The organism is Asanoa sp. NPDC050611 (assembly GCF_040654855.1).
In the GTDB taxonomy this organism is placed as follows: domain Bacteria; phylum Actinomycetota; class Actinomycetes; order Mycobacteriales; family Micromonosporaceae; genus Asanoa.
The window spans coordinates 1-11,483 of the sequence record NZ_JBFAIU010000247.1 but is presented as its reverse complement, the minus strand read 5'-3'; the positions used below and the strand labels follow the sequence as shown (position 1 = coordinate 11,483).

Genomic DNA, 11,483 nt, shown 5'->3' with positions numbered 1-11,483 from the left:
CCCGGATCGTCTCGACCCCACCGCGGCAGCGCACCGGCGATGCCGAAACGGACGAGGTCGGTTCCGATGGCGGACCGTCGCGCCGACCCGGCGGTGGCGGCTCCGACGCTGGCCGGCCGGCGGACGGCCGCGCCGCCGCGCGCGCGGCGGCGGCCGGCAGGGGCTCGACCTCAGGCAACCGGCGTTCTGGTGGCAGCCGATGACAGAACGACACCTTGCGGGACCAGGTCGGCCTGCGTCGTCCACGCGCCGACGCGACACGTCAACGCCGCGCCGAGCCGCAGATGCCACGCATAGCCGGCCGCTTCCCGGCTTGGTTCGCGGGCATGACGGCAGGCCGCAGACTACGTCCGGCTGCTCGGTACGCAGGGCTGATGGCAAGCCGTCCGGGTTAGCGGTCCGATCCGGGGCGGGCGGTGGCCGAGGGTTGGTGGCGACGAGCGTGCGGGGTGGTGACCGATGACGGCACGACGGTTCTCGGGACAGCTCGCCGCCGTCGGCGATGTGCACTCGCGCCCGTTCTACGCGCGCGCCTTACGGCTCAAGCACATCCACCCCAGCTCGACGGTCTGCTTCGTCTTCCTGGAGGGTGCCACCGCGTTCGCGATCATCCTGGCGCTCGCCGAGCTGATTCCGTTCTGGGGTGTCGTCCTGCTGCCGGTGTGCATCGCCGCGATGGTCAAGGTCAACGACGTGGTGGCCGGCGCCGCGGTGCGGGCGGCTGCCAACCGCGGTGGTTTCCGTCGGCCGTTGCGGCCCTTCCGGACGATCGGGCGCGCTGCCGTCCCCGGCGGTGCGGGCGCGGACAAGGTCGGCCGCGTCTACCGGTCGGCGCCAGCCGAAGAAAGCACGCCCGCGCCGGATACGGAATCTGCCGTCGAGCCGGACGTGTTCGCGGACGATGATGACGACGACGAGACCGCCGGTGTCCATCGTGGTGCCATCCCGATCGCCAGGCACGCGAACCCCGCTGCCGTCAACGCACCGCCCGTCGACCTCCAGAAGGGTCGCACGGCACGGACCTCGACGGCAAAGGCAGGCGACGTGACCCCCGCACAGCGCGCGCGCCACTCCGCGACCCGCCGCTACGAGTAACCCGCACGACCCGACGCCCAACCCTCCACGACCCGACGCCGGCCAGCGCGGCAGTCGGCCGAGGCCCGCGCCGAGCGCGCCCGCCGGCCCGAGGGCCGGCGGCACTCAACGGCGTACTCGACACGGCGGCCGTGCCTCGCCGACCGCCAAGGAAGCAGACGAGCACGAGGCGGCACCCTTGAAGGCTGCACGGCGTGCAGGACCGTGTGGCTCAGCCCTTCAACGCCCCAGCCGCCAACCCACCCACCATCCGCCGCTGTACGACAAGGAAGAACACCAGAACCGGAATGGTCAGGATCGTCGACGCCGCCATCACCGGCCCCCAGGCCGTGTCGTCCCGGCCGAAGAAGAACGTCATCGCGACCGGCAACGTGTACCGGCTCTGATCATTCAAGAACGTCAGCGCGAAGATCAACTCGTTCCAGGCCACGATGAACGAGAAGATGCTCGTCGCCGCGAGGCCCGGTGCGACCAGCGGCAGCAGGATTCGCCGGAAGATCTGCGCGCGGCTCGCGCCGTCGATTGCCGCCGCCTCCTCCAGTTCCACCGGCACCGCGGCCACGAAACCCCGCAGCATCCACACCGCGAACGGCAGCGAGAAGCCGACGTACGTCAGCACCAGCGACGCCAGCGTGTCGTACAACCCCAGCCGTTGGATCATCAGGAACAGCGGGATGACCAGCGCCTCCAGCGGGATCATCTGCACGACCAGCAGCATCACCAGGAAGCTTGTGCGCAGCCGGAACCGGAAGCGGGCCACCGCCGTCGCCGCCAGGAGCGCGATCAGGCCGCTGACCAGCACGGTGGCGATGGCGACGAGCACGCTGTTGCGGAAGAAGTCGACGAACGTCACCCCGGGGATCAGGTCGCCCGTCAGGATCGTGCGGTAGTGCTCCAGCGTCGGCGACCGGGGGAACGGCAGCGGGCCACCCTGGAAGATCTCCGGGGTCGACTTCAGCGACGTCGACACCATCCACACGACCGGGAAGACCGCGAACAGCGCGACCAGCAACCCGACGGCGTTCAGGGCGTGCCGTCTCACAGCTCCTCCTGCTTGAGCAGGGACCGCACGTACACGCCGGTCACGATCAACAGGATCACCGTCAGCACAACCGCGATCGTCGCGCCCAGGCCGTATTTCGGTGGCGGCGAGAAGGCGGTCGCGTACGAGTAGATGGACAGCATGAACGTCGGCCGGTCCTGTGTGCCGCCCGCCAGCACGTACTGCTGCGTGAAGACCTTGAAGTCCCAGATCGTCGACAGCACGACCAGGATCCCGAACACCGGGCGCAGCAGCGGGAACGTCACCGACCAGAAGGACCGCCACGGGCCGGCGCCGTCCACCCGGGCGGCCTCCAGCAGCTCACCCGGCAGGCTCTTCAACCCGGCCAGCACCGACACGGCGATGAACGGGAACGAGTGCCAGACGACCACCAACGTCAGGATCGAGAAGAACGACAGCGGCGAGTTGAACCAGCCGTACCCCGTCCAGGAGGAGCGGCCGAACAACGACGTGGACAGGCCGTCAGGGAGGGCGTTGAACAGCCACGTCACCAGACCGTTGGTGTCGTCGAAGATCCACTTCCAGGTGATCGTGCCGGTCAGCGCGGGGGTCGCCCATGCCAGCAGCACGCAGCCGCCTACGAACGCGGCCATCCGGCGGCCCAGGCGGTGCAGCAGCAGACCCACCAGAGTGCCGAGCACCATCGTCAGCACCACGTTGGCCAGCGCGAACAGCACCGTGTTGCGCAGGACCGTGTGGAAGAACGGGTCCGACAGCACCTCGCGGTAGTTCGCCAGCCCGGCGAACGGCCACGGCCGCTGGCCGCGCACCTGACGCACGCTGTCCAGGTCGTACAGCGACATCACCGCCACCTGCCCGAGCGGCCACAGCAGCAGCGCCGCGATGACCACCAGGCAGGGGAGCAAAAGGAGGTACGGGAGCCGGCCCGGCCCCCGCCGCCACGCACGGGCGGCGGCGGGGGCGGCGGCGGGACGGGACGACTGCACCCGCGGGGAGACGGTCGTCACTTGGCGTTGAGGATGCTCTCGATCTCGGCGGCCGCGTCGGTCGTCGCCTGGTCGACCGTCTTCTGGCCCTTCATGACCGCGCTGTTCATCGCCTGCGTCACGGTCTTGGTGCGGCTGACCTCGACCCACTTCGGCGTCATCGGGGTGAGCTTGGTGCTCTTCATGCTCGCCGCGAACGCCGCCATGATCTTGTCGTCGTTGTAGCCGCTGGAGATCAGGTCGGAGTACACCGGGAAGAACTTCAGGCTGTCGGCCCACTTCTTGTTGTTCTGCTTGTCGAGCAGCACCGTCATGTAGTCCCAGGCCACGTCCTTGGCCTTCGAGTCCTCCCAGATGGCGATGTCGGAGCCACCGGCGAACGCGGGCGCCTCACCGCCGGTCGGACCCGGGATCGGGAACGTGCCCCAGACCTTGTCGAGCTTGGGGTCGGCCTTGAGCATCGCGGCCTGCTGCCAGCTGCCGGCGAACGCCATCGCGGCCTTGCCGGTGGCGAACTGCGTACGCGCGTCGATCTCGTTCCACGCGGCCGCGGCCGGCGGTGCGACCTTGTGCACCGTGACCAGGTCGGTCCAGAACTTGACCGCCTTGCGCGACTCCGCCGAGGTGTAGCCGGACTTCCACGTGCCGCCCTGGTCCGTGGCGATCTCGCCGCCCGCGCCCCAGAGGAACGAGTAGAACGGCAGCTCCGAGTTGCCCGGGAGAGCGATGCCGTAGGTGCCCGGCTTCTTCGCCTGCACGGCCTTGGCCACCGTGACCAGCTCGTCCCAGTTCTTCGGCGGCTGCACGCCCGCCTGCTGGAACCAGTCGGTGCGGTAGTAGATCGCGCGGACGCCGGCGTACCAGGGGACGCCGTACTGCTTGCCGTCGAGCTGCGCGTTCTTCACCAGGTCGGGCAGGATGTCCTTGCCCGGCGCCCAGCCGCCCAGCCGGTCGGTCAGGTCGGCCAGTGCCTCCTGCTGCGCCCAGCCCTGCGTCTCGGTGTTGCCCAGCTCGGTGACGTCGGGGCCTTCGCCGCCGGCCAGGGCCGCCTGGAACTTCTTCGGCGCCTCGAGCCACGGGATGTACTGCACCACCACGTCCGTGTTGGGGTGCTTCTGCTTGAACTCGGCCTCGACGCCGTCGAGGAAGGAGTTCTGCGCGTCCCCGCCCTCACCCATCATCCAGACGGTCAGCTTGGCCGGGTCCGGTGCCTGCTCTTTGCCGCTATCGTCATCGCTGCCGCACGCAGTGGCGAGCATCGCTGCCGTGAGGATCACCGTGACAACCTGGAACGGTCTCCGCCTCGTCTTCACGACGCATTCCCTTCCGCGATGGGGGTTCGGGTCTTGTAGGTAACCTTCTTCGCGGCAGAGTAGTACGTAAATTTCTTTTACGACAGGCCTCCACATCACACATAGGAAACGGCCGCCCCGAAGGGCGGCCGTTTCCGGTGGTACGTGGTTACCGTGCGTCAGTACCGGCTGACCCGGCGCCGGCCGCGGCCGTACATGCTGACGGTCAGCAGCACGCCGACGGCAGCGAGTGCGATCTGCAGCAGCAGCTCACGCCAGTCGACGAAGCCGCCGGTGTCCGCGAAACCACCGGCGCGGGCGATCGCGGAGCCCAGCAGCGCGGCGACGACACCGATGACCAGCGTCAGCCAGATCGGGATGTTCTGGCGGCCGGGCACGACCAACCGGCCCAGCGCACCAATGACGAGACCGATAATCAGCGCGGTGATGATCCCACCTGCGGTCATGGCCCTTCCTCCTCCTCGGGGGGGTGTGTGACAGCCCGTAAATTCCCGAGGCGTTGGGAGCCCAAACCGGATCTTTCCTCCAGATGGGAGGTTTATTTCGCCGATAGCAAGGATTTTTGGAGCCGGGCCGCGTCGACCAGGGCTTCGTCCATCGTCGAGAACGCCATCTTCGGCGGATCGGCCAGGTCGAACCAGGTCATCTCGGTCGCTTCGGCCGGGTCGAGCCGGATCGCCGACACGTCGAGCGACGCGAAGAAGAAGCAGTCCAGCACCGGCAGCCGCTCGTCCTGGAACTCGTACGCACCGACGTACATGCCGATGAAGTCGTCGATCCGCACCTCGACGCCGAGCTCCTCGCGGCCCTCGCGCGCCGCCGCGTCCCGCGGGCGCTCGAAGCCGTCGCAGAACCCGCCGGGCGTCTCCCAGAGGCCGGCCATCGGCTCGACCGCCCGCCGCAGCGCCAGGAACCGGCCTCCGTCGACGATCACCAGGCTCGCCGTCGGCCGCGCGTTCACATAGAGCTGATAACCGCAGGTCGGACAGGCCGTCGGCGGCCGCGAGACCAGCCGGCCACCGCACCGTGCGCAGAACCCCGCGGACGGCCCGGCGGCCAGCGGCATCACTTCTTGCCGGCCTTGTCGACCGCCCCGGTGTCGGAGGTGCTCAGCGCGGCGATGAAGGCCTCCTGCGGCACCTCCACGCGGCCGACCATCTTCATCCGCTTCTTGCCTTCCTTCTGCTTCTCGAGCAGCTTGCGCTTCCGGGTGATGTCACCGCCGTAGCACTTGGCCAGCACGTCCTTGCGGATCGCCCGGATGGTCTCGCGCGCGATCACCCGGCTGCCGATCGCGGCCTGGATCGGCACCTCGAACTGCTGGCGCGGGATCAGCTTCTGCAGCTTGGACGCGATGCTGACGCCGTAGTTGTACGCCTTGTCCTTGTGCACGATCGCGCTGAACGCGTCGACGGGCTCGCCGTGCAGCAGGATGTCGACCTTGACCAGGTCGGCCTTCTGCTCGGTGGAGGGCTCGTAGTCGAGGCTCGCGTACCCCTTGGTGCGGCTCTTGAGCTGGTCGAAGAAGTCGAAAATGATCTCGGCGAGCGGCAGCGTGTAGCGCAGTTCCACCCGGTCCGTCGACAGGTAGTCCATGCCGAGCAGCGAGCCGCGCCGGCCCTGGCACAGCTCCATCACGGCGCCGACGTAGTCGTTGGGTGTCAGGACCGTCGCGCGCACGACCGGCTCGTACACCTCGGCGATCTTCCCGGCCGGGAACTCGCTCGGGTTCGTGACCTGCAGCTCCTCGCCGTCGTCCATGATCACGCGGTAGACCACGTTCGGCGCGGTCGAGATCAGGTCGAGCGAGAACTCGCGCTCCAGCCGCTCCCGGATGATCTCCAGGTGCAGCAGGCCGAGGAAGCCGCACCGGAAGCCGAACCCGAGTGCGGCGCTGGTCTCCGGCTCGTAGGCGAGCGCGGCGTCGTTGAGCTTGAGCTTGTCGAGCGCGTCGCGCAGCGCCGGGTAGTCGGAGCCGTCGATCGGGTAGAGGCCCGAGTAGACCATCGGCTTCGGGTCCTTGTAGCCGCCGAGTGCCTCGGTCGCCGGCCGCCCGTTGATCGTGACCGTGTCACCGACCCGGGACTGGCGGACGTCCTTCACGCCGGTGATCAGGTAGCCGACCTCGCCGACGGCGAGCGCGGGCGACTTGACCATCTCGGGCGAGATGACGCCGATCTCGAGCAGCTCGTGCGAGGCGCCGGTGGACATCATCTTGATCCGGTCGCGCGCCTCGATCCTGCCGTCGATCACCCGGACGTACGTGACGACGCCGCGGTAGATGTCGTACACGGAGTCGAAGATCATCGCGCGGGCGGGTGCCTCGGGCTCGCCGACCGGGGCCGCGAACTGCCGGACGATCTCGTCGAGCAGATGGGGTACGCCCTCGCCGGTCTTGCCGGAGACGCGCAGACAGTCCTCCGGCCGGCCGCCGATCAGGTGCGCGAGCTCCTCGGCGTACTTGTCGGGCTGCGCCGCCGGCAGGTCGATCTTGTTGAGCACCGGGATGATGTGCAGGTCGTTCTCGAGCGCCAGGTAGAGGTTGGCCAGCGTCTGCGCCTCGATGCCCTGCGCGGCGTCGACCAGCAGCACGGCGCCCTCACAGGCGGCGAGGCTGCGGGACACCTCGTACGTGAAGTCGACGTGGCCCGGCGTGTCGATCATGTTGAGTACGGCCTGCTCGCCGGCCCGCTCACCCTCGCGCACGGTCCACGGCATCCGGACCGCCTGCGACTTGATCGTGATGCCGCGCTCGCGCTCGATGTCCATCCGGTCCAGGTACTGCGCCCGCATCTGCCGCGGGTCGACCACCTCCGTCAGCTGCAGCATGCGGTCGGCCAGCGTCGACTTGCCGTGGTCGATGTGGGCGATGATGCAGAAGTTGCGGATGCGCGCCGGTTCGGTAGCGCCGGGCTGGTTGGCGCCGCGGTCGAGCGTGGGTGGCACGGTGGTCCGTTCTGGTCGGCGGTGGGCACAGTCGCTCTCTATGCTCGCATGCCCCATCGGGTATGCCCGCAGGGCGCGGTCGGGGGAGGATGGCCGCCATGGTCACGAGCCCGCCGTTCGCCTACGACGCGACCGCCGTCCGGCCGTCCTGGGCCGCCCTGCCGGTCGGGATGCGGGCCGCCATCGAGGACCGGCTGGGCTCCCCGGTCGTCACGGCGCGAACCGCCGGCGCGGGCTTCACCAGCGGCTTCGCCGCGGTGCTGACGACGGCCGCGGGGGAGCGGGTGTTCGTCAAGGCCGCACGCTCCGCGGACCAACGTCATCTTTGCGACTGGTACGCCCACGAGGCGCTGGTCACGGCCGCACTCCCGGCGGCCGTCCGGGCACCGCGCCCGCTCTGGCCCCTGGCGACCGCGGACTGGTTCGTCCTGTGCGCGGAAGCGGTCGAGGGCCGCACCCCGTCGCTGCCGTGGTCGCGCCCGGAGCTCGCGGCGACGCTGGACACGTGGGCAACGGCGGCGGCGGCCCTGGCCGACCCACCGGCGGCGTTGCTGGACCTGAACCTGCCGTCGCTGTCCGCGATGGTCGCCGAGGAGTTCGGCGGCTGGCGCTGGATCGCCGAGGGCCGTCTCACGCTGCCGCCGTGGGCGGAGCGGGCCCGCCCCCGTCTGCCGGCACTGGCTGAACTGGAGTCGCAGGCACCCGCGGCGGTCACGACGACGGGCCCGGCACTGACGCACTGCGACCTACGCCTGGACAACGTCATCATCGACCACACGGGCGCGGCCTGGCTGTGCGACTGGAACTGGCTGTGCCACGGCCCGGCCTGGTTCGACACGGCCGTCCTGCTGATCACGGCCTATGCCGACGGCTTGGACGCCGACGCGTTGTGGTCCACGCATCCGACCTCGGCCGGCGCCCCGGAGGGCGCGCTGGACGCGGCGTTGGCCGCCATGTCCGGATATTTCCTGACCCGCTCGGCGGCCCCGCCGAACGATGCGGCCCCACTGGTCCGCGCCCACCAACGCTGGCACGGCGAGGTGGCCTTGAGCTGGCTCGCGGCTCGCCAGGGCTGGAAGATCTAGCTTCTGGGGACTCGGGTCCGCGGTGGGCACGACCGTCGCTCCCGCCAGACACCGCTCGCTCCGCTTCGCTGCCACGTCCGCGCCTGGAACCAGAACCTCCGGGGAGCGGCCCGGCCACCGCCAGCGTCGATTCGGGTGTGGTCGTCGCTTTGACCTTGACACTGTGACAACGCCTTCACTGGGTCGAGGAGGTGGCGACGTGGACGAAGAAGAGACGGAGACCGCGCACGTTCGGCGGGCGTTGGAGCACCGCGGCGGTTCAGTGCGGTTGCGGGCCGCGATGGCGCTCGGTTCCAACCCCGATGCGCGGCTCGTCGACGCGCTGGTCGAGCGGTGTGCCGTTGAGCCCGAGTTCCACGTGCGCGAGATGCTCACCTGGGCGCTCATCCGGCACGAACCCGCGGTGACCGTTCCGAAGCTCGTCGACGCAACCAGGGACGGGCGGCCCCAGGCGCGCAGTCAGGCCTTGCACACCCTCTCCAAGATCGGCGACCGGCGGGCCTGGCCCGCGATCACCCACGCGCTGCTCACCGACGCCGACGACGAGGTGGCGCGCAGCGCGTGGCGGGCCGCGGTCGTGCTCGTGCCCGACGACAAGAGGGAAGAGCTGGCGAAACTGCTCGCCACACAGCTCGGGCGCGGCCCGCGGGACACCCGCTTGAGCCTCAGCCGGGCGCTGATCGCGCTCGGCGACGAAACCGTCCTGCGCGCGAAACGCACCGCTGCCGACCCGCGCGTGCGGCAGCACGCCGTCGCCACCGAAGAGCTCTGGCGTGACCCCGAGGCCGGGTTCGAGTTGGCGATCGACGAGGCGAAGCGGATCGTGGCACTCGGTGGCAACAGCCGGGAAGGGTCCTAGGTACGTGTTGATCGGTGACGTGGCGCGACGGTCCGGGGTCAGCGCCCGCATGCTCAGGCACTACGACTCGCTCGGTCTCGTCCGGCCGACCGGGCGCACGCACGGCGGCTACCGCGAGTACTCCGGCGCGGACATCCGCCGGATCTTCCATGTCGAGAGCCTGCGGTCGTTGGGCCTGTCGCTCAAGGACGTGTCGCGCGCCCTCGACGATCCCGGCTTCACTCCCGGAGCGCTCGTCGACGACCTCATCCGCCAGACGCGGGAGCGCATCGCGGCCCAGACCGAGCTGCTCACCAGGCTCCGCCGGATCGGGGACGCCGAACCCGCCGACTGGGCCGACGTCCTCCAGACCGTCGCGCTGCTCCAGGCCCTGGGGTCCGACAACGCAATGCGGCGCCAGCGCGCCGCCCTGACCGGCGGTGAGCTGCCGGTGGCGGCGTTGGTCGAGGCGGCGCTCGGTGAGGCGGACCCCAACGTCGCCGGCGCCCTCCGGTGGGCGCTGGCGCGATCGGGCGACGGCGGGCTCCCCGCGCTCGCCGCGGGCCTCGACGACCCCGACGCCGAGGTACGGAAACGCGCCGTCGAGTGCCTCGCCGAACTCGACGGCGAAGCGGCGACCGACCTGCTGCGGGGCGCGCTTGCCCACGCCGACCCGGCGGTCCGCCGATGTGCCGCCCTGGCGCTGGGGAACAGAGGCATCCCTGACGCGATCCCGCCGCTCATCGACATGACCGTCGACGACCAGGACGACGCCACCGACGCGCTGAGCGCGCTGGCCGGGGCCGGGGACGCCGAGTTGGCGGACCAGATCGCGACCGGGCTCGTGGCCCGCCTCGCCCACGGCTCCCGCGAAGCCCGCCTCCGGCTGGCGCAGGCCCTCGCGGACCTCCCCGGCAGCACCGCGGCGGCGGCCTTGGAAGCCCTGTCGCACGACCAAGATCGGCTGATTGCCGCCACCGCCAGCTACGCTCTCGAGCGCTGAGGCATCAGGGGCCTTTTGGCCCGCCATCGCGGTTGCTGGTAGTCTGGCTTTTCGCGTGTGGCGACGTTCGCCTGCGCCCCATTCACACCAACCAGGAGCAGGACGAGGCTGTCGCGTGGCGAACATCAAGTCCCAGATCAAGCGCAACCGGCAGAACGAGAAGCGCCGGCTGCGTAACAAGTCGGTCAAGTCGTCGCTGAAGACCGCGATCCGCAAGTTCCACGAGGCAACCGAGGCCGGCGACACCGAGAAGGCCAACGTGCTCATGCGCGAGGCTTCGCGCAAGCTCGACAAGGCCGTCAGCAAGGGTGTCATCCACAAGAACCAGGCGGCTAACCGCAAGTCGGCCATCGCCAAGAAGCTCACCGCGCCTGCCGCCTGAGCTGGAGCGAACCGCCAGCAGATTTCGCCGAGGGCCGGACCGCGTCGCACGCGGATCCGGCCCTCTGCCGTTCCAAGATCCAACGAAATGCCCGCGCGGTCGGTCGCACCCCTTGCGTAGCCTGGCCCGCATGACAGGGCGCGTTCTCTCGGTCAACGTCGGCAGCCGCAAGATTACCGACTACGCCGACGGGCCGGGTGGGCAGACCGGCATCGACAAGCAGCCGATCATCGACCGGGTCTCGGTCTCCGACCGCGGCGTCGACGGCGACTACATCGGCAACCGGAAGGTGCACGGCACCCCGGACCAGGCGGTCTACGCGTACGCCGTCGAGGACGCCCGCTGGTGGGCCGACGAGATGAGCCGGCCGTTGGGCGCCGGCGCGTTCGGCGAGAACCTCACCACCGAGGGCGTCGACCTCACCAACGCGCTGATCGGCGAGCGCTGGGCCGTCGGCTCCGCGGTCGTCCAGGTGACGAAGCCGCGTACCCCGTGCATGACGTTCACGGGTTTCTGGGGCGTCCCCGACCTGATCAAGCGCTTCACCGCGCACGGTGCCCCCGGCGCCTACCTGAGCGTGGTCACGCCCGGCCAGGTCGGCGCCGACGACCGGATCGAGATCGTGCACCGTCCGGAGCACCACGACGTCACCGTCGGCGTGCTGTTCCGCGCCTTCAACGGCGAGCCGGACCTCCTGCCGAGACTGCTCCCCGCGGTCGACTACCTGCCCCCCATCTTCCGCAGCCTCATCTCCGTGCCCGCCGGCGTCGAGCGCATGCCGGTGCCGACCTTCCTCGCGCTGACCACGGCC

Annotated in this window: 13 protein-coding genes; 7 read left to right on the top strand and 6 right to left on the bottom strand. The window is 70.0% G+C overall.

The annotated features are described in order from the left end of the window. Both AB0H87_RS29600 and AB0H87_RS29595 read left to right on the top strand, forming a co-directional pair. Positions 1–203: hypothetical protein (locus tag AB0H87_RS29600; protein WP_360152742.1), on the top strand; the 203-nt coding region annotated here is incomplete at its 5' end. Between the two features lie 256 nt (positions 204–459). Beyond that, positions 460–1,095, top strand: coding sequence for a hypothetical protein (locus AB0H87_RS29595; protein ID WP_360152739.1), 636 nt, complete (start codon positions 460–462; stop codon positions 1,093–1,095). 211 nt (positions 1,096–1,306) lie between these two features. Here the strand turns inward: AB0H87_RS29595 and AB0H87_RS29590 are convergent, their stop codons facing one another. The 6 genes from AB0H87_RS29590 to lepA form a co-directional block, all read right to left on the bottom strand. Further along, positions 1,307–2,137 carry a carbohydrate ABC transporter permease gene (locus tag AB0H87_RS29590; protein ID WP_360152736.1) on the bottom strand — a complete coding sequence of 277 codons (831 nt, stop codon included), beginning with the start codon at positions 2,135–2,137 and terminating at the stop codon, positions 1,307–1,309. Continuing rightward, positions 2,134–3,126: a sugar ABC transporter permease gene (locus AB0H87_RS29585; protein ID WP_360152733.1), complete on the bottom strand. Its 993-nt coding sequence runs from the start codon at positions 3,124–3,126 to the stop codon at positions 2,134–2,136. The genes AB0H87_RS29590 and AB0H87_RS29585 overlap by 4 nt, the downstream gene beginning before the upstream one ends. Next, a complete protein-coding gene (locus tag AB0H87_RS29580) occupies positions 3,123–4,382 on the bottom strand; it encodes a sugar ABC transporter substrate-binding protein (protein WP_360152730.1) in 1,260 nt (419 codons plus the stop codon). The genes AB0H87_RS29585 and AB0H87_RS29580 overlap by 4 nt, the downstream gene beginning before the upstream one ends. Before the next feature lie 194 nt (positions 4,383–4,576). Next, positions 4,577–4,864 carry a GlsB/YeaQ/YmgE family stress response membrane protein gene (locus AB0H87_RS29575; RefSeq protein WP_089249282.1) on the bottom strand — a complete coding sequence of 96 codons (288 nt, stop codon included), beginning with the start codon at positions 4,862–4,864 and terminating at the stop codon, positions 4,577–4,579. A 92-nt stretch (positions 4,865–4,956) separates the two neighbouring features. Then, entirely contained in the window at positions 4,957–5,379 is a 423-nt protein-coding gene (locus AB0H87_RS29570; RefSeq protein ID WP_360152727.1) for an NUDIX hydrolase, read from the bottom strand. Positions 5,380–5,483: 104 nt separating this feature from the next. Further along, a complete protein-coding gene (gene lepA / locus AB0H87_RS29565) occupies positions 5,484–7,364 on the bottom strand; it encodes a translation elongation factor 4 (RefSeq protein WP_360152724.1) in 1,881 nt (626 codons plus the stop codon). 98 nt (positions 7,365–7,462) lie between these two features. Between lepA and AB0H87_RS29560 the strand changes: the two genes are divergently transcribed. From AB0H87_RS29560 to AB0H87_RS29540, 5 genes are all read left to right on the top strand, one after another. Further along, positions 7,463–8,449 carry a phosphotransferase gene (locus AB0H87_RS29560; protein ID WP_360152721.1) on the top strand — a complete coding sequence of 329 codons (987 nt, stop codon included), beginning with the start codon at positions 7,463–7,465 and terminating at the stop codon, positions 8,447–8,449. 280 nt (positions 8,450–8,729) lie between these two features. Continuing rightward, complete coding sequence (locus AB0H87_RS29555; RefSeq protein ID WP_360152745.1) at positions 8,730–9,308, top strand: HEAT repeat domain-containing protein; 579 nt, start codon at positions 8,730–8,732, stop codon at positions 9,306–9,308. A gap of 4 nt (positions 9,309–9,312) precedes the next feature. Further along, entirely contained in the window at positions 9,313–10,290 is a 978-nt protein-coding gene (locus AB0H87_RS29550) for a HEAT repeat domain-containing protein (protein WP_360152718.1), read from the top strand. A gap of 115 nt (positions 10,291–10,405) precedes the next feature. Then, on the top strand, positions 10,406–10,672 hold the full coding sequence (rpsT, locus tag AB0H87_RS29545; protein WP_360152715.1) for a 30S ribosomal protein S20: 267 nt from the start codon (positions 10,406–10,408) through the stop codon (positions 10,670–10,672). A 130-nt stretch (positions 10,673–10,802) separates the two neighbouring features. Further along, a partial coding sequence (locus AB0H87_RS29540) for an MOSC domain-containing protein (RefSeq protein WP_360152713.1) occupies positions 10,803–11,483 on the top strand: 681 nt, incomplete at its 3' end.